The sequence below is a fragment of the Acinetobacter sp. AG1 genome (assembly GCF_001005525.1).
In the GTDB taxonomy this organism is placed as follows: Bacteria; Pseudomonadota; Gammaproteobacteria; order Pseudomonadales; family Moraxellaceae; genus Acinetobacter; species Acinetobacter modestus.
Window position 1 is genome coordinate 104,952 of record NZ_LBMZ01000121.1, and the last position, 16,946, is coordinate 121,897.

The window sequence follows — 16,946 nt, forward strand, 5'->3', positions numbered from 1 at the left end:
ATATGCCGCGATAATGCGATCTTTTATGTGAAGTGTCTAGTAGCCTCTTACAAAAATATAGTGACTATAAAGCACTTAAATAATAATTCCGCTACACACTTAAACTAAGTTGATGATTTCACTCGGGTCGAAAACCAACATAAGATCGATCCAACACACACCATAAAAGCACCATACCAGAAAGAAACCGTCAGTGGCGTACTGAGTAAAATTGCAGAGAAAAAAGCTGAGAATACAGGAATGAAATACGAAGCACCTGCCAATAACGTGACATTGCCATGCAAAATCCCAACATTCCATGCAGCATAACCAAAGCCCATAGCGGCAGCGGCAAAAAGTAAGGACGTGGAAGATGACCAATCAAAATCAAATGCGCCGCCGCCCATCAATGCATATTTAATCCAAAGCACTATCGAGACCAACATAAAAAATACGGTAATCCCATTACTACCCTTAGCCATCTTCGCAGTGAGGGTACAATAAGCCGCCCAAAGTAGGGTTCCAATAAAAGCTAATCCATAACTCAGTGGGTTATGTTGTACGTTTACCCACATGCTAGGTAAATCAATACCTTGCTCACCGCCTAATACCCAGCAAATGCCCAAGAGAGAGATCATAAAACCGGGAATAATAAGAAAATTGGCTTTTTGTTGATTAAATACAATAGCCGCAACCATCGTGAATGTTGGCCATAAATAGTTCACCATCCCAACTTCAATCGCTTCTCGATTATTACTGCTATAGCCAATAGATAGTGATAAACACACTTCATAACTAACAAATAAAATACTGCCCCAAATTAAATAGGCTTTTGGAAAACTTTTAAGATTGCTCCAACCTACTGAAAAAAATAGAAAAATAGAAGCAAGCGTATAAATTAATGCTGCGCCACCGACTGCACCAAAATGCGAACTGACATCCTTGATCAATGCAACAATCAAGCTCCAAAGGAAGATTGCAAGCAATCCAATGAATGTGGCTTTTTTTGAGGTCATATTGAAATAAATCGAATATAAAACCGCGGCCAAATTCCCATTTACACTTTTGGGAACTTGACTAGGTGAAATGTGAAAATACAACTCATCTGTTTAAACAGATCTTTATTGTTGCTGTTGTTCCTGCTGCCAACGGCGTTGCTGCAAACGTTCGGCTTCAACTTCACGTTTATTTAAGGCTCGCTCATACAGCTTCGTACCCCGCAATTCAGGCGGCAAATATTCCTGTAAAACAAAATGCTCAGGGTAATTATGCGGATAGAGATAATCCACGCCATAACCTTGTTTCTTCATCAATTTGGTTGGCGCATTCCGTAGATGTAACGGCACAGGTAAATTCGCAGTTTTTTCGGCAAGCTCCAAAGCTCGGTTAATGGCGAGATAGGTACTATTACTTTTCGGGCTGGTTGCGAGATATACAGCACATTGACCTAAGATAATCCGTGCTTCAGGCATACCGACCGCTTGTACTGAACGGAAACACTCACCCGCCAACAACAAGGCATTTGGATTAGAATTGCCAATATCTTCCGATGCTGCAATCAACATTCGACGTGCAATAAAAACAGGGTCTTCACCACCTTTGAGCATGCGTGCCATCCAATACAGGGTCGCATCCGCATCGCTACCACGAATCGATTTGATAAATGCCGAAACCAAATCATAATGCTGCTCACCTGATTTGTCATAACGTGCAATATTCTGCTGTGCGACTTTAACCACAATTGCATTGGTCACGATATTTTCAATATCAGGCTCAAAAGTACTGGCAATTAAATCAATCAAATTAAGCGCTTTACGTGCATCACCCGCAGCAAATTGAATCAGCGCATCATATTCTTCAATCTGAATAAAACGCTCTTTCAAAAACTTATCACTTTGAATCGCTTTATTGATCAGGGTTTGAATCGCATCAGCATCCAAACTATTTAAGGTATAAACCTGACAACGAGAAAGCAGTGCACTATTCACTTCAAAAGATGGATTCTCTGTGGTTGCCCCAATCAAAGTGATTTTGCCTTTTTCAACTGCATTCAGTAAGGCATCTTGCTGCGACTTATTAAAGCGGTGGATCTCGTCAATAAACACTACTGGCGTTAGCAAATCGCCGCTTTCAGCAATCACTTCACGCAGCTCTTTTACGCCAGTATTCAATGCAGATAAACTAATAAAAGGGCGATCAACTGCCTGTGCCAATAACAAAGCAATTGTGGTCTTACCTACCCCAGGCGGCCCCCAAAAGATAATCGAAGGCAAATGCCCCTGATCAATCATTTGGCGTAACGGTGCATGCTCACCGAGCAAATGATCTTGCCCGATGATTTCTGACAAATCACGAGGGCGTAAGCGTTCAGGTAAAGGAATATGCGTATCTGACATCATCACGGACTTTATACTGTTTTATCCTAGTCTATTGCGTCTGATCCAAATCTACAATTTGAATCTGCAACCACGCGACATTCTATTGCGCAGTATTCTTTTGAAGTAACTGTTGCATGACATGGTAGCTTGCAGTAATTCGAGCTTCATTCGGAAAATTAGTGTTAGCGAGCATCACAATTCCAATTTTCTGCTGCGGAATAAATGCAGCATAGGCACCAAAGCCATTACTTGAACCAGTTTTATTAAACAATGTTGCTGCTGGAGCACGCTTTGGTTGTTTGATCTGTGTGACGATATGACTTTCTAAAGCCATTTTACTGGAGTTACCTTGTAAAAGTGTTTCAAGTGATACTGGATAAGCATACTGTTCCCAGCCCAAACCTTGGGTCATTGCACCAAGTTTAAAATATCCTACATGCGTTGTTTCAACCGCTGCTCTTAAGGGCTGTTTTAGCTTTTGTGGGTGAATTTGAATATCTAAAAATTTCAGCATATCCGAACTACTGCTTTTGACACCATAGGCTTCAGCATCAAACATCCCCGCTGATACACGAATTGCTTGGTTATTCTTATAGCCCCAAGCATATTGTGACATCTTTTGTTCAGGGACATGAATATAACTCTGCGTCATTCCTAATTGAGGAAGTAAGGTTTTTTCAATCAGTTCGCTATAGGGCTTTTTCATTGCCAATGCTGTGACATAGCCCATCAAACCAATACTTGGATTAGAATATTGACGGGCTGCACCGACTTTAGTTTTTGGCTGCCAAGTCTGAAAGTATTGAACCATATCCTGCTGACTAATAACTTCATCTGGAAATTGCAGCGGAAAGCCACCTGCGGTATATGTACCTAAATTTAAAATCGTAGCTTTATTCACTGCGGTATTTTTTAATTCAGGGAAATACTTGGCGGGATGATCAGACAATAATAACTGCCCTTGCGTCTGTGCATAGCCCGCCAAAGTTGCATTAAATGTCTTACTGACAGAGCCAAGTTCAAATAAAGTATTATTACTTACGGGTTGTTCGTTTGATTTTGATGCCAAGCCATAATTGATAAAATAATGCTTACCATCTAATGTGACACCGACCGCTAATCCAGGAATCTTATATTGATCTAATAGTGGTTTAAATTGTTGATCTACAATTTCCTTAACTTGTTGCTCACTAAGCGATTTTGCCCAAATCGAAGAATTATAGGACAAAAGCCCTGCAAGTAAAAAAAGCATTCTTGATGCGATCATGTATATTTCCCAAACTCATTTCATTCAAACAAAGAGGCTCTCAAACCACATCGACCTCTCAGTGTTCATCATATGGGAATGTATAGATAAAATACTGTAAAAGTATTGTTTTTTATTGATAAAAAACACAGGTATAAGAAATATATATCAAGATCTAACGTACCCAACGTACGACATAATCTTCTATATCTTCTTCATTTATATCTTGTTCTGAAATACAGCGACCAGCTGCTGATTTCTTCGCTTTAATCACACTTTGACGTGAGCCCGTATTTAAATAATGCCATGACGGTAAATTTTTACCTTCATTCAAGCGACGATAAGCACAACTAGGAGGTAACCATGTAATTGTTTGCAATCGTTCAGGTGTTAATTGAATACAATCTACAACATGCTGTTGACGATTCGGATAATCAGAACAACGAGCAGTTTTACAGTCTAATAATTTACATGCAACTTTGGTGTATGCGACTTCTGCCGTTTCTTCATCTTCAAGCTTAACCAAACAACATAAACCGCAACCATCACACAATGCCTCCCACTCAGTATTATTCAACTGATCAAGTGGATATAGTTTCCAAAAGTTAGGGCGCAATTCGGTAGACATGGCAAATGTTTTAGGCTTTTAAAATTTGTCTTTATTATAGCATTTATTCTCAATCAAGCTGTTTTCCAAGCGACTTAAGCGATTAACAATACTTAAGTTATTGAACATTTCAACCACAGAAACACCACATTTGGTTCAAAAAACACACGCTATAGTAATCCCATAACGATAAATTTAGGAGGAAGTAATATGTTCCGTTGGGCTATTATATTTGCAGTGATTGCATTAATCGCCAGTTTATTAGGTTTTGGTGGTGTTGCTGGTTTATCCAAAGACTTTGCCGTCATTTTATTAGTGATCGCGGCTATTCTTGCTGTAGTGGGTTTCTTATCACGCGGTAAAGCTTAGTTTAAAGAGAAATAAAAAATTCAGAAAGAAAAAAGAAGAATCGCCGTATTCTTCTTTTTTTATTGCCATCATTTCAGCCAAATAAAAATTTGTCCTTCCGCAAACATCATCAATTTTTGCTTTTTTATGCTTTAATCAAAGCATTGAAAATATAGATCAGGATTAGAAAATGAGCTTTCCAATTACAACGCGTGAAATTGAATACACTGCACCAGATGGTCAGCGCCTTATTGGCTATTTTGCGACACCTATCTGCGATGTACCAGTTGCAGGAGTTATTGTTGCTCCAGAATGGTGGGGACGTACCGAATATACCGAGCAACGTGCGCGTGAACTTGCAGAACACGGTTTTGCCGCTCTCGCAATTGATATGTATGGAGACAAAAAAGTTACTTCTGATGTTCCTCAAGCATCTGCATGGATGATGCAAACATTTGATCATGTAGACACCGTGGTTGATCGTGCTCAAGCAGGCTTAGATGCTTTAAAAGCACAACCAGAGGTCAATACTGAAAAATTGGCAGCAATTGGTTTTTGTTATGGTGGTAAAGTTGTTCTGGATTTGGCGCGATCTGGTGCCGATTTGAAAGCGGTGGTGACCTTCCACGCGAATTTAAGCCCGAAAGCACCTGCACAAAAAGGAAAAATTCAGGCTGAAATTCTTGTATTACATGGTGAGATCGACACCATGGTTTCTTTAGATGATGTCGCAAGCTTCCGTCAGGAAATGCACGATGCAGAAGTCGATCATGAAGTGATTATTTTTGAAGATGCCAAACATGGCTTTAGTAACCCCCTCGCAGATGAGCGAGCTAAAGCAAATAATGTTGACTTAGGCTATAACGCCGAAGCTGAACATCAAGGATTAGAAGCAATGTATGAATTACTAGATAAACATTTAACCTGATTCAAAATATTGGCATAAACTTTCGCAAAGACTTCATTCTGTGTAGGTGGCCTTTATGTCTCCTACACACAAACAAATGTTTTTATCATTTAAATGAGTCCACGATTATATTTTCATTATACTAAGTCTCTGCTTTTGATTGTTCTGATTCATGTCTGATTTCTCATTTTCTGATGCACTACTCACGTGGTTCGACCAACATGGCCGCCACGATTTACCATGGCAAGTCGCTGATGATCCCTACAAGGTTTGGGTATCAGAAATCATGCTACAACAGACTCAAGTTAAAACTGTTCTGCAATATTTTGATCGCTTTATCGAAAGGTTTCCAACCGTAGACGATCTTGGTCAGGCCAGCTGGGATGACGTTGCCCCTTATTGGGCTGGTTTAGGCTATTATGCCCGTGCACGCAATCTGCACAAAGCCGCTGTAATCGTAAAGCAGAAAGGAAAGTTTCCTGAAACATTAGAACAGTGGATTGAATTACCAGGCATTGGTCGTTCAACTGCTGGTGCATTAATGTCTCTTGGCTTACGACAATATGGCGTCATTATGGATGGCAATGTGAAACGAGTTTTAGCACGTTTTTTTGCGATTGAAGATGATCTATCTAAGCCACAGCATGAACGTGCTTTATGGCAAATTGCGGAACAGCTATGTCCGAAAGAACGTAACCATGATTACACCCAAGCAATCATGGATTTGGGTGCTACAGTCTGCACACCGAAAAAGCCTTTGTGTCTATACTGCCCAATGCAACAAAACTGTCAAGCCTATCAACAAGGTTTAGAACAAGAACTCCCATTTAAAAAAGCAAAAAAACCTGTCCCTGTTAAAACGGCGAATGTTCTCCTAATTCAATCAGGTCATGAATGGCTTTGGCAACAACGTGAAGCCCATGGTCTATGGGGAGGTTTGTATTGTCTGCCTATTATTGACCAGGCAACCGAATTACAACAGATTGAACAGCAATTTAAGCTCCAAGCTCAAGTATCATCACTACAGATTAGCCATAGTTTTACTCACTTTACATGGATACTGCATGAACAACTGTTCCACGTGGAACATGATCAAAAAGAACAGCTCAGTATCGAATTAAATGGAGTATGGCTAAGTCCAGAAGCTGCGATTGCCAAAGGCATTCCAACCGCCATGAAAAAATTGATTACAGCAAAACAAAAGACCTCCTCTACTTAATTGCTGTAAATCGAAATCACAAGGAGTTTGTGTGCGTCTTTCGATTCCATTTATCGTGATTAGTCTGTTGGCTATTCTAATGTCTGCATGTACGACAACGCCTAGTAAGCCTACGCCCCTATCAGCCACTCAAATCAATAAACTTAAAAATCTGCGTTTAGATAGCCGTTTGCCCGTCCCAGTCAAAGGTGTCAATCGAGGTGAATTACGAGATACTTGGGGAGCTGCACGTAGCCAAGGACGTAACCACGAAGGGATTGATATCATGGCGGAGCGTGGGACGAAAGTGTATAGTGCTACCGAAGGGTTAGTCGCTGATTTACGTAATAATAATTTAGGTGGCAAAATCATTTGGATTCTTGGACCTTCTGGTTCTTGGCACTACTATGCCCATTTAGATGGTCATAAACGTGGTCTTAATGTGGGAGACTATGTTCATAAAGGCGATCTCATTGGTTATGTAGGCAATACAGGCAATGCCCGTGCGACTGCCCCACATTTACATTATGGTATTTATTTAAATGGCAAAGGGCGTGGAGCAGTCAATCCATACTCATATTTACGTTAGGAACATAGAATGTCAGAAGCATTGATTGAACGACTGGTTAAATTTGCAGAGTCTGGAAATCAGCAAAAAATCATCATCAATGGTACAAGCTATCAAGGCTGGATTATGGAAATTACCGAAGATGCTCTGCTGATTAGCACAGGATTTGCAGATAAATCTGGTAAAGACTTTTGGCTTAAATTTACTGATTTAAATACAGCTGAACTGTATTATTGGGATACTCGCCCAAATGAATGGGTGACATTCACACTTTAATGATTTTATATGAATAAAAAATAAGGAGCATCAAATATGACGATTCAACGCTGTGGCTGGTGCTCCAATGATCCACTCTATATTAGCTACCACGATGAAGAATGGGGCAAAGTAGAACAAGATGAAAATCGATTATTTGAGATGCTTTGTCTTGAAGGTCAACAAGCTGGATTATCATGGATCACGGTACTAAAAAAGCGCGAGAATTACCGTTCACACTTCTTTCACTATCCAATTACTAAGATTGCAGAGTTTACTGATGATCAACTCGAAGACAAACTAAGTGATGCCGGATTAATTCGTCATCTAGGTAAACTTAAAGCGATTCGAGACAATGCAATTGCATGGCAGCAACTCAAAAATGAAGTTGGTGATGTATCTCATTGGCTATGGGCCTTTGTTGACCATCAGACTCCAAATAACGATGTCATTCATTATCGTGATGCACCTGCACAAACCGAAATCAGTCAAAAACTTTCAAAAACACTGAAAAAACGTGGTTTTAAATTCGTTGGTCCCACAACGTGTTATGCGTTTATGCAAGCGGTAGGAATGGTCAACGATCACGAAAATCACTGCCATTTTAAATAATACGAATTCATTTTCCTTTCCAAGGAGTTATCGAATGAGCAATAACCAAATTCGTGCTTATGCTGCAATGAAAGCAGGAGAGCAATTGGTTCCTTATCAATTTGATGCAGGTGAATTAAAGCCACATCAGGTTGAAGTTAAAGTTGAATACTGCGGTTTATGTCACTCAGATTTGTCTGTGATCAATAATGAATGGCATTCATCCGTTTATCCTGCTGTCGCTGGACATGAGATTATTGGCACAATTATCGCACTCGGTTCAGAAGCCAAAGGGTTGAAACTCGGTCAACGTGTTGGCATTGGTTGGACAGCTGAAAGTTGCCAAGCATGCGATCCTTGTATTGGTGGTCATCAAGTTTTATGTACGGGTGGCAGCGTTGCGACTATCGTTGGTCATGCGGGTGGCTTTGCAGAAAAAGTTCGCGCAGGTTGGCAATGGGTAATTCCTCTACCAGAAGATTTGGATCCTCAAAGTGCAGGACCATTGCTTTGTGGCGGCATTACCGTGTTTGATCCTTTACTTAAACATCAGATCCAAGCAACACATCACGTCGGTGTGATTGGGATTGGTGGTTTAGGGCATATGGCCATCAAGCTACTTAAGGCTTGGGGTTGCGAGATTACCGCATTTAGTTCAAATCCAGACAAAACCGAAGAACTCAAAGCCATGGGCGCTGACCATGTGGTAAATAGTCGTGATGCTCAAGCGATCAAAGCGCAACGTGGCAAATTTGATCTATTGCTTAGCACCGTCAATGTAACCCTGAATTGGCAAGCCTATCTCAATACATTGGCACCAAATGGTAGTATGCATTTCTTGGGTATTACCTTAGAGCCTATTCCAGTTTCTGTGGGTACTATCATGAGTGGCGCCAAATCGGTTACAGCTTCACCAACTGGGTCACCTTTAGCACTGCGCCAACTACTACAATTTGCCGCACGTAAAAATATTGCGCCACAAATTGAGCTATTTCCAATGTCTCAACTCAATGAAGCCATTGAACGACTCCATTCAGGTCAAGCACGTTATCGTATCGTACTTAAAGCAGACTTTGATTAATTTAAAACCGACGACATACGTTCTCTCACCCAATCCGCCAACTGTTGAATTGCTTGGCGGATTTCGGTGGTCAACGCATGCCCTGCATTTAAGCGGATGAAGTGCTGATAACGCTGATCTTCACCAAACACTTCCCCTGGTACGATATTAATCCCTTGGCGCTGCGCTAAATAATATAACTCTAAGCCCGTAATATTTTCTGGCAGTTGCAACCACAAAGCATAACCACCTTCTGATTGACTCAAGGCGATTGGAATCCCATCAAATACTTCCAAAATATAAGCACGATACTGTTCGACTTGTTGCATCAACTTCGGTCTTAAGTCATCCAAATGCTCACGATAACCACGACTATAAATGAAATCAGCCAAGCCTAACTGTAAGGGTGTATTGACACCGACGTTATTTGATAAGAGTTGTGGTCGTAAGTGTTGCAATTGTTGTCCCAAGCAAAACCATCCTACACGATAGGCGGTAGACAGTGACTTCGAGACTGAACCACACCAAATTACGTAGCCTTGTTGATCCCAATAACGAATCGGCAAAGGTCTCTCTTTTTGGAAACTGCATTCACCATAAATATCATCTTCTAAAATAAAACATTGGTATTGCTGTGCAAGTTGAGCAATTTTTTGCTTCTGTGAATGACTTAAACAGTAGCCCAATGGATTTTGAAAATTAGCAGTGAGTAAACACAACTTGGCATCGCCCTGTTTCATAAAAAACTCAAGACGTTCAAGGTCAATACCACGATGATCTGCTGGAATCTCAATAATCTTACGCTTAAGACTTGCCAACATTTGCAACTGACCATTAAAAGTAGGTGTTGGAATTAAAATACTGTCCCCTTCCTGACTGATCTGCTGAATTAACAGGGACAAAGCTGGCATACAGCCATTGGTAATAAAAATATCCTCTGTAGCGACATAAATCCCATCTTCACGCCAATGATCTGATAAAGCCTTACGTAACTGCTCATGTCCCTGTTTATTACAATATAAAAAATCTTCGGGCTGACAGTGTTTAAGCGCACGCTGTAAGGAACGACGTAGCCCATCTACAGGAATTAAATGGGGCGACAACTGAATAGCCCCTAAAGGGGTTAAATGATTTTGAATCGATGCTGTTTGAATCTGATTCTGTAAGTCTAAATTCGAGACTTGCCGTGCTTTGGACTCAAAGCTTGGACTTTTAGGGGCAGCACTTTGATATTGTCTTGAACTGACAAAATAGCCTGATTTGGCTTTGACATAAATCAGTCCTTTTGCTTCTAACAGTTCGTAGCATTGTTGTGCGGTACTCAAACTAATACTTTGCTGACGAGCAAATTCCCTTAAAGAACTTAACTTTTGCTGTGGCTGTAATTCATGTTGATAAATTTTATGAGCCAATTGATCTGCTAGGCGTTGATATTGAAAAGTCATATCTGTACTGCTTTTTTATAAATTTCTGTATCTGTATTGGTTAATACAACACCGTTAAGCTATAAAAATCAACTTACGAAGGATAAGAGCATGAAAAATAATATCTTATTTATATTCTGTACAATTTTTTTTACAGGTTGCCAAGCCACGAATCAAAGCGTTGAACAACAGCAAATCATCTGCAAAACTTTATCTCAGGGCTATTTGAAAATACAAAATCAGCAGGAATATGAGTTTTGGAGGTTAGAAAAAGTTGTGAATCAGCAAGATCATACTTTGAAACTAACCTATAAGCAGCCTACTGAGAATGGTGTGATTATGTCGAGTTTGCTGTTACCTACCGTTGAGTTTGTATGCACGCAACAACAGCAACAGGTCAAAGTTGCAGTACAACAACCGACTGGACAACTTGTTCAAGTTTTAGAACTCAAACTTGCCGAACCAGCTATTGGCAAACCGAAAATCCATGACTTAACTGCTCAGTCAAAAACTCAATAAATAAGCGAACCCGTTTCGGCAAATGCGCTTGTTGATAATACACAGCATGGATGCTTTGATAAGAGTGCTCAATCTGATCTTCAAATAGCGCTTCAAGGCGCCCTTCTTTCATATCCTGCCAGATTTCAAATTCTGATAATCGGGCAATGCCCTGCCCACGCAAACAGAGTTGTCGAACAGTTTCGCCACTCGATGCTTTTACTTTCGGTTGGGCTTGAAAATACTCACCATCAATTTTAATGGGCCAAGTATTGATATAAGTGGGACGGGTGAAGCCAATCACATCATGCTCAATTAATGTCTGAGCTTGTACAGGCCTCCCCTTACGCTGTAAATATTCAGGACTGGCAACAATATAAATCCGGCTTTTACACACAAGTTTCGCATGCAGACTGGAGTCATGTAATTCACCAAAACGAAATGCCACATCAGTCTTATGTTCTAATAGATCAATCACTAAATCATTACTATTCAGCTCAATCTCAATATTGGGATAACTTTGTCTGAACTTATGTACCAATGGCGTAATGACATGCAGAATAAACGGCGTGGCTGAGTCAATCCGAATCACACCCGAGGTATCCTGATCAGATTTTTCTAGAGCTTCTTCAGCTGCACTTAAATCACTGAGAATTTTACGCGCATGTTGTAAAAATTGTTGCCCTTCTTGGGTCAGTTTTAACTTTCGAGTCGTGCGCTCTAGCAAGGTGACTCCAAGCTTTGACTCTAGACGACTGAGAGAGCGGCTCATTCCCGATGCTGTCTGTCCAAGCCGCTCAGCAGCGGCAATAAACGATCCTGTATCGACAATCGTCATAAAAGCAAGCAGTTCTTCTACCGTAGATTTCATTGCCACCTCATCAATTATTGATATTTAGTCAACTATATTTTGCAAATTCATCTATTTTTTAGCAACAATAATCATCGCAAAATGGCAGCCATCAATAGCTCTTCAGAGCATAAAAAAATCAGGTGAAAAATATGCGCATACCTCAATTCGGTTTAGGTACTTTCCGTCTTAAAGATCTAACCGTCATTGATTCAGTTAAAACCGCCCTAGAAGTAGGCTATCGTGCCATTGATACCGCACAGGTTTATGAAAATGAAGCAGCAGTAGGGCAAGCGATTGCTGAAAGTGGTGTTGCACGTCAAGATTTATTCTTAACCACAAAAATCTGGGTCGATAACTTTAATGAAGATAAATTCATTCCAAGTTTAAAAGACAGCTTACAAAAACTTCGCACTGATGCTGTCGATCTCACCTTGATCCACTGGCCAGCCCCAGCATTGGGTGTATCCATTCCAAGCGTGATGCAATTGCTTTTAGAAGCGAAACAACAGGGTCTGACTCAACAAATCGGGATTTCAAATTTTAATATCGCCTTGACTCAACAAGCGATTGAGAGCATTGGTGTCGAACACATTGCCACTAACCAAATTGAGTTAAGTCCATATTTGCATAATCGTACTTTGGTTAATTTCTTAGGTGAACAAAATATCGACGTGACTTCATACATGACACTGGCCTACGGCAAAGTACTGCAGGATCCAACCTTAATTGAAATTGCAGCACAACATCAGGCAACTAGCGCACAAGTCGCATTAGCTTGGGCCTTACAAAATGGTTTTGCGGTGATTCCATCATCAACCAAACGTGAAAACCTAATCAGCAACTTAAAAGCGCAAGACTTAACTTTAAGCACAGAGGAAATGCAGCTGATCGCTCAACTTGAACGTAATGGCCGAGAAGTGAGTCCTGAACCCTTTGCGCCTGAATGGGATCAATAACATGAGCAGCCGCATCAACCTTCCTTTGCTGGCACTCGCGATTGGTGCATTTGCCATTGGCACAACAGAGTTCTCTCCAATGGGATTATTGCCCAATATTGCCAACGATCTTGGGGTGTCGATCCCAAGTGCGGGAATGCTCATTACGGGTTATGCACTGGGCGTGATGCTCGGTGCACCAATCATGACCTTATGGTTTGGTGGTTTTGCCCGTCGTAATGCACTGATTTTACTGATGGCAATTTTTACCATTGGTAACCTGATCGCAGCCTTTTCACCCAACTATATGAGTTTAATGGGAGCACGTCTGCTCACTAGTCTCAATCATGGTGCTTTCTTTGGGATTGGCTCTGTAGTGGCTGCGAGTGTTGTTCCAGCAAATAAACAAGCCAGTGCGGTTGCCACCATGTTTATGGGCCTAACTATTGCCAATATTGGTGGCGTACCACTCGCAACGTGGGTGGGACAAAACATTGGCTGGAGAACGTCATTCTTTGCGATTTCTATACTCGGTGTCATCACCATGCTCGCGCTCTGGAAAGCCCTACCTGTCGGTGCCGTGGGTCAAAAACCGAATGTCAAAATGGAACTCAAAGTACTCACTCGCCTGCCTGTGCTGTTGGCACTCTTGACCACGGTATTTGGTGCTTCTGCAATGTTTACCCTATACACCTATATCGCGCCAAGCTTGGTTGAGTTTAGCCATGCTTCACCGACCTTTATCACTATGATGTTGGTGTTGATCGGAATTGGTTTTTCCATTGGTAACCATTTCGGTGGAAAGTTTGCCGATTTATCAATCAATAAAACCCTGATTGGCTTCTTGCTATTATTGATCAGCTTGATGTTGATTTTCCCAATCCTTGCTCAATCACAACTGGGCGCAGCCATTGGTTTAGTCATTTGGGGCGCAGCAGCATTTGCCATCGTTCCACCTTTACAAATGCGAGTCATGTCAGTTGCTCATGAAGCATCTGGTCTCGCATCTTCTGTCAATATCGGCGCATTCAACCTCGGCAATGCAATTGGTGCGGCAGCAGGTGGAGCAGTATTAAGTTTTGGTTTGAACTATAACGCGGTATCGACCATCGGCGCTTTACTCGTGAGTATTGGGCTTATTTTGGTTTTAATTCAAATGAAATTAGCGAGCAAAGCCAATCTGCGGTTACAACAATATCATCAAGTTTAATCCGCAAAAAAGCCTGATTTAAATCAGGCTTTTTATGTCGAATAGAATTCTACAAATTAGTTCATTATTTAAGTAAATCAGGTAAATGTGGCTGCGCATATAATGGATTGTAAATTTCTTTCTTCATCTTCATCAGCATTTGATACGGTTGCTGCTGCACAAACATATTCACAAAACTCAATGGAATCGAACCTGCTGGGTCGGCATAACCACTGGTCATGACTTTAACCTTATTATTGGCAAGTCTTTGGAACGTCCAATCTCCTGTATATTGATTCAAACGAATCACATCAGGTTGTTCAGGATAACTATTTTTAATTGCGTTATTCTTAATACTAATACTGCCATCAGCATTCTTATTCATTTTACCCTTAATTACCACATCACGGTCTTTCAAAGGAAATGGGAAATCTAACAGCATATACAGGGTGAATTCCCCTTTCTTTTCATCCCGAGACAAAAGCTGTGCCTTAGCAACATAGGGTACCCATTGTGGTGTGCGCTCAACATCAAGTACTACCGCAACTGCCCGTTCCAAAGGTACATCGAAAGTCGTTTCTGCTTTGTACTGAAAGACAGGATTATTCTCTGTTTGGTAGGTCCAAACTTTAATATTATTGCGATGTAAACTTAGTTTAGGTGCTTCTGCGGCACTGACGACTAAACTCGTCGCACTTAGCAGTGTAGCAAGAACAATATGCTTTTTATTCATGTCATGCTCAATTGTTGTAATGATGGCTAGAGCTTGTTGTATTTTTATCTGAAAGAAAGCTCAACAAGCTCTTTTATAGTACAAAAAAAGTACCTTTTAAACTTCAATCTCGTTAAAGCCTAAAACATCTTTCATATCATATTTACGAGCTTCGCGACCGACGACCCATGCAGCCGCACGAACAGCGCCTGAAGCAAAATTCATTCGATTGGTCGCTTTGTGTGTGACTTCAACACGCTCACCTTCACCAATAAACATCACAGTATGTTCACCGACGATATCGCCACCACGAATGGTTTGAAAGCCAATGCTTTGACGCTCACGAGCACCTGTATGACCTTCACGGCAATATACTGCGTCCGTTTTCAAGTCACGACCTAAGGTATCTGCAATCGCCTCACCCATCATAAATGCAGTACCAGATGGTGCATCCACTTTATGACGGTGGTGTGATTCGATGATTTCGATATCAACGGTATCGCCAAACACTTTCGCTGCAAGCTCTAATAATTTGATTGAAACATTCACACCAACTGAATAGTTAGCAGCATAAACGACTGGAGTCTGTGTTGCAGTTTCATCTAAGAAAGCCTTTTGTTCATCCGACATGCCTGTAGTGCCGATCACCATTGCAACACCTGCCTCACGGCATAACTTTAAATGTTGTTCAGTAGCAACAGGCGCAGTGAAATCAATCACGACATCACAGTCTTTTAAAACTTCACTTAAACTTCCCACAATCTTGACGCCGATGTTGCCAATCCCTGCAAGTTCCCCTGCATCTGCACCCACCAAACTGCTTTCTGGACGTTCAACAGCTGCTGCCAGTTGGTAGCCTGCTTGTTGTACTGCTTGAATCAGAATACGCCCCATGCGTCCGCCTGCACCCAAGATTCCAATGCGTGGAGAAGTCGACATAATTTTTCCTAGTCTTTTATTTAAACAATTGAGCTACTATAGCAAAACTCTGTGCCTACGCTAAAAAATTCCCATAAAAAAACCTGCCGCAGCAGGTTTTTTTATTGATGCTAATTAATCAAACAAGCGATCAAAGAAAGATTTTTTCTTTGGCGATGCAGCATGACCATCACCATCAAACGACGCTTGTAATTCTTTTAACAATTCACGTTGGCGGCTGTTTAAATTCACAGGTGTTTCTACCACGATACGGCACAATAAGTCACCGACCATGCTGCTACGTACAGGACGAACACCTTTACCACGTAAGCGGAATAGCTTACCTGTTTGAGTACCTTCTGGGATTTTTAAGCTGACACGACCATCAAGCGTTGGGATTTCAATTTCTTTGCCCAATGCAGCATCAGCAATACTGACTGGCACATCCATATATAGATCTGCACCGTCACGTTGGAAGACTTCATGTTCACGAACTACGACTTCAACGTATAAATCACCCGCTTGACCATCACGAATCGCTTCACCTTTACCTGTTAAGCGAACACGATCACCGTTGTCCACACCCGCAGGAATAGTGACTTCAAGCGTTTGTTGACGATCGGCAACGCCCGAACCATGACAAGTATTACAAGGGTTTTTGATAATTTTGCCTTGACCGCGGCAAGTACTACAAGTTTGTTGAACTGAGAAGAAACCTTGTTGCATACGCACTTGACCAGCACCATGGCAGGTACGACACGTCTCAACATCATTTGGATTCTTAGAACCTTTACCATCACAGGTTTCACACGGCGCTGGTGCAGTAAAAGTAATCGTTTTTTTCACGCCTTTGACTGCTTCTTCAAGCGTCAATTCCATCACATAGCGAAGATCAGAACCGCGACGTTGACGTTGCTGTTGGCGACCACCGCCACCACCGAAAGCACCACCAAAAATATCACCAAACTGGCTAAAGATGTCTTCTGCACTAAAACCACCACCGAAGCCACCGCCGCCACCAAAACCGCCCTCAAAAGCGCTATGACCAGCACGATCATACATGCTGCGTTTTTCGCCATCAGAAAGTACTTCGTAAGCCTCTGCCGCTTCTTTAAACTTTTCTTCCGCTTCAGCATTGTCTGGGTTACGATCTGGATGATATTTCATCGCCAACTTACGATAGGCTTTTTTAATCTCATCATCACTTGCGGTTTTCGAAACGCCTAAAACCTCATAATAATCACGTTTAGCCATGGTTGGCGATGCTCCTCACGGAATTG

19 protein-coding genes are annotated in these 16,946 nt (G+C 41.4%); 10 read left to right on the plus strand and 9 right to left on the minus strand.

Annotated elements, in window-relative coordinates; genetic code table 11:
- Positions 1 to 104: 104 nt before the first annotated feature.
- The 4 genes from yddG to AAV96_RS14885 all read right to left on the minus strand — a co-directional run bounded on the left by yddG (position 105) and on the right by AAV96_RS14885 (position 4,231).
- Complete coding sequence (yddG, locus tag AAV96_RS14870; protein WP_046739864.1) at positions 105 to 995, minus strand: aromatic amino acid DMT transporter YddG; 891 nt, start codon at positions 993 to 995, stop codon at positions 105 to 107.
- Between the two features lie 105 nt (positions 996 to 1,100).
- Positions 1,101 to 2,375, minus strand: a complete 1,275-nt coding sequence (locus AAV96_RS14875) for a replication-associated recombination protein A (protein ID WP_171249166.1) — start codon at positions 2,373 to 2,375, stop codon at positions 1,101 to 1,103.
- Between the two features lie 82 nt (positions 2,376 to 2,457).
- Positions 2,458 to 3,624, minus strand: coding sequence for a class C beta-lactamase (gene ampC / locus AAV96_RS14880; RefSeq protein ID WP_046739866.1), 1,167 nt, complete (start codon positions 3,622 to 3,624; stop codon positions 2,458 to 2,460).
- Positions 3,625 to 3,778: 154 nt separating this feature from the next.
- Positions 3,779 to 4,231: a YcgN family cysteine cluster protein gene (locus AAV96_RS14885; RefSeq protein WP_004659734.1), complete on the minus strand. Its 453-nt coding sequence runs from the start codon at positions 4,229 to 4,231 to the stop codon at positions 3,779 to 3,781.
- A gap of 189 nt (positions 4,232 to 4,420) precedes the next feature.
- Between AAV96_RS14885 and AAV96_RS18030 the strand changes: the two genes are divergently transcribed.
- From AAV96_RS18030 to ahr, 7 genes are all read left to right on the plus strand, one after another.
- Positions 4,421 to 4,579: a DUF1328 domain-containing protein gene (locus AAV96_RS18030; RefSeq protein ID WP_004659733.1), complete on the plus strand. Its 159-nt coding sequence runs from the start codon at positions 4,421 to 4,423 to the stop codon at positions 4,577 to 4,579.
- A gap of 169 nt (positions 4,580 to 4,748) precedes the next feature.
- Positions 4,749 to 5,486 (plus strand): dienelactone hydrolase family protein, encoded by a 738-nt coding sequence (locus tag AAV96_RS14895; RefSeq protein WP_046739867.1) that lies wholly within the window; start codon positions 4,749 to 4,751, stop codon positions 5,484 to 5,486.
- Positions 5,487 to 5,637: 151 nt separating this feature from the next.
- Positions 5,638 to 6,684 (plus strand): A/G-specific adenine glycosylase, encoded by a 1,047-nt coding sequence (gene mutY, locus AAV96_RS14900; RefSeq protein ID WP_046739868.1) that lies wholly within the window; start codon positions 5,638 to 5,640, stop codon positions 6,682 to 6,684.
- 79 nt (positions 6,685 to 6,763) lie between these two features.
- Positions 6,764 to 7,252: a M23 family metallopeptidase gene (locus AAV96_RS14905; protein WP_171249167.1), complete on the plus strand. Its 489-nt coding sequence runs from the start codon at positions 6,764 to 6,766 to the stop codon at positions 7,250 to 7,252.
- A 9-nt stretch (positions 7,253 to 7,261) separates the two neighbouring features.
- Entirely contained in the window at positions 7,262 to 7,507 is a 246-nt protein-coding gene (locus AAV96_RS14910) for a hypothetical protein (RefSeq protein WP_005219140.1), read from the plus strand.
- A gap of 36 nt (positions 7,508 to 7,543) precedes the next feature.
- Positions 7,544 to 8,098 carry a DNA-3-methyladenine glycosylase I gene (locus tag AAV96_RS14915; RefSeq protein WP_046739870.1) on the plus strand — a complete coding sequence of 185 codons (555 nt, stop codon included), beginning with the start codon at positions 7,544 to 7,546 and terminating at the stop codon, positions 8,096 to 8,098.
- A gap of 34 nt (positions 8,099 to 8,132) precedes the next feature.
- The gene (ahr, locus tag AAV96_RS14920) at positions 8,133 to 9,158 is read left to right on the plus strand and encodes an NADPH-dependent aldehyde reductase Ahr (RefSeq protein ID WP_046739871.1); all 1,026 of its coding nucleotides are present in this window, start codon (positions 8,133 to 8,135) and stop codon (positions 9,156 to 9,158) included.
- Here the strand turns inward: ahr and AAV96_RS14925 are convergent.
- On the minus strand, positions 9,155 to 10,582 hold the full coding sequence (locus tag AAV96_RS14925) for a PLP-dependent aminotransferase family protein (protein ID WP_046739872.1): 1,428 nt from the start codon (positions 10,580 to 10,582) through the stop codon (positions 9,155 to 9,157). The two genes, ahr and AAV96_RS14925, sit on opposite strands and share 4 nt — an antisense overlap.
- Positions 10,583 to 10,672: 90 nt before the next feature.
- Between AAV96_RS14925 and AAV96_RS14930 the strand changes: the two genes are divergently transcribed.
- Complete coding sequence (locus tag AAV96_RS14930; protein ID WP_046739873.1) at positions 10,673 to 11,080, plus strand: hypothetical protein; 408 nt, start codon at positions 10,673 to 10,675, stop codon at positions 11,078 to 11,080.
- On the opposite strand, the gene AAV96_RS14935 is transcribed toward AAV96_RS14930, so the two are convergent.
- Positions 11,028 to 11,930: a LysR substrate-binding domain-containing protein gene (locus AAV96_RS14935; protein WP_005219125.1), complete on the minus strand. Its 903-nt coding sequence runs from the start codon at positions 11,928 to 11,930 to the stop codon at positions 11,028 to 11,030. The genes AAV96_RS14930 and AAV96_RS14935 overlap by 53 nt on opposite strands.
- Positions 11,931 to 12,061: 131 nt before the next feature.
- On the opposite strand from AAV96_RS14935, the gene dkgB reads away from it, so the two are divergent.
- Positions 12,062 to 12,868 carry a 2,5-didehydrogluconate reductase DkgB gene (gene dkgB / locus AAV96_RS14940; RefSeq protein WP_046739874.1) on the plus strand — a complete coding sequence of 269 codons (807 nt, stop codon included), beginning with the start codon at positions 12,062 to 12,064 and terminating at the stop codon, positions 12,866 to 12,868.
- 1 nt (position 12,869) lies between these two features.
- A complete protein-coding gene (locus AAV96_RS14945; RefSeq protein ID WP_046739875.1) occupies positions 12,870 to 14,057 on the plus strand; it encodes an MFS transporter in 1,188 nt (395 codons plus the stop codon).
- A 64-nt stretch (positions 14,058 to 14,121) separates the two neighbouring features.
- Here the strand turns inward: AAV96_RS14945 and AAV96_RS14950 are convergent, their stop codons facing one another.
- The 3 genes from AAV96_RS14950 to dnaJ form a co-directional block, all read right to left on the minus strand.
- Positions 14,122 to 14,769: an START domain-containing protein gene (locus AAV96_RS14950; RefSeq protein ID WP_005219120.1), complete on the minus strand. Its 648-nt coding sequence runs from the start codon at positions 14,767 to 14,769 to the stop codon at positions 14,122 to 14,124.
- A 96-nt stretch (positions 14,770 to 14,865) separates the two neighbouring features.
- Positions 14,866 to 15,687, minus strand: coding sequence for a 4-hydroxy-tetrahydrodipicolinate reductase (gene dapB, locus AAV96_RS14955; protein WP_005219118.1), 822 nt, complete (start codon positions 15,685 to 15,687; stop codon positions 14,866 to 14,868).
- A 114-nt stretch (positions 15,688 to 15,801) separates the two neighbouring features.
- Entirely contained in the window at positions 15,802 to 16,920 is a 1,119-nt protein-coding gene (gene dnaJ / locus AAV96_RS14960) for a molecular chaperone DnaJ (RefSeq protein ID WP_005219116.1), read from the minus strand.
- Between the last annotated feature and the right edge of the window lie 26 nt (positions 16,921 to 16,946).

What these genes read in the sequence shown, in the direction of transcription:
- yddG (WP_046739864.1), bottom strand. Translation starts at nt 995, where the DNA reads ATGACCTCAAAAAAAGCCACATTCATTGGATTGCTTGCAATCTTCCTT.
- AAV96_RS14875 (WP_171249166.1), bottom strand. Translation starts at nt 2,375, where the DNA reads ATGTCAGATACGCATATTCCTTTACCTGAACGCTTACGCCCTCGTGAT.
- ampC (WP_046739866.1), bottom strand. Translation starts at nt 3,624, where the DNA reads ATGATCGCATCAAGAATGCTTTTTTTACTTGCAGGGCTTTTGTCCTAT.
- AAV96_RS14885 (WP_004659734.1), bottom strand. Translation starts at nt 4,231, where the DNA reads ATGTCTACCGAATTGCGCCCTAACTTTTGGAAACTATATCCACTTGAT.
- AAV96_RS18030 (WP_004659733.1), top strand. Translation starts at nt 4,421, where the DNA reads ATGTTCCGTTGGGCTATTATATTTGCAGTGATTGCATTAATCGCCAGT.
- AAV96_RS14895 (WP_046739867.1), top strand. Translation starts at nt 4,749, where the DNA reads ATGAGCTTTCCAATTACAACGCGTGAAATTGAATACACTGCACCAGAT.
- mutY (WP_046739868.1), top strand. Translation starts at nt 5,638, where the DNA reads ATGTCTGATTTCTCATTTTCTGATGCACTACTCACGTGGTTCGACCAA.
- AAV96_RS14905 (WP_171249167.1), top strand. Translation starts at nt 6,764, where the DNA reads ATGTCTGCATGTACGACAACGCCTAGTAAGCCTACGCCCCTATCAGCC.
- AAV96_RS14910 (WP_005219140.1), top strand. Translation starts at nt 7,262, where the DNA reads ATGTCAGAAGCATTGATTGAACGACTGGTTAAATTTGCAGAGTCTGGA.
- AAV96_RS14915 (WP_046739870.1), top strand. Translation starts at nt 7,544, where the DNA reads ATGACGATTCAACGCTGTGGCTGGTGCTCCAATGATCCACTCTATATT.
- ahr (WP_046739871.1), top strand. Translation starts at nt 8,133, where the DNA reads ATGAGCAATAACCAAATTCGTGCTTATGCTGCAATGAAAGCAGGAGAG.
- AAV96_RS14925 (WP_046739872.1), bottom strand. Translation starts at nt 10,582, where the DNA reads ATGACTTTTCAATATCAACGCCTAGCAGATCAATTGGCTCATAAAATT.
- AAV96_RS14930 (WP_046739873.1), top strand. Translation starts at nt 10,673, where the DNA reads ATGAAAAATAATATCTTATTTATATTCTGTACAATTTTTTTTACAGGT.
- AAV96_RS14935 (WP_005219125.1), bottom strand. Translation starts at nt 11,930, where the DNA reads ATGAAATCTACGGTAGAAGAACTGCTTGCTTTTATGACGATTGTCGAT.
- dkgB (WP_046739874.1), top strand. Translation starts at nt 12,062, where the DNA reads ATGCGCATACCTCAATTCGGTTTAGGTACTTTCCGTCTTAAAGATCTA.
- AAV96_RS14945 (WP_046739875.1), top strand. Translation starts at nt 12,870, where the DNA reads ATGAGCAGCCGCATCAACCTTCCTTTGCTGGCACTCGCGATTGGTGCA.
- AAV96_RS14950 (WP_005219120.1), bottom strand. Translation starts at nt 14,769, where the DNA reads ATGAATAAAAAGCATATTGTTCTTGCTACACTGCTAAGTGCGACGAGT.
- dapB (WP_005219118.1), bottom strand. Translation starts at nt 15,687, where the DNA reads ATGTCGACTTCTCCACGCATTGGAATCTTGGGTGCAGGCGGACGCATG.
- dnaJ (WP_005219116.1), bottom strand. Translation starts at nt 16,920, where the DNA reads ATGGCTAAACGTGATTATTATGAGGTTTTAGGCGTTTCGAAAACCGCA.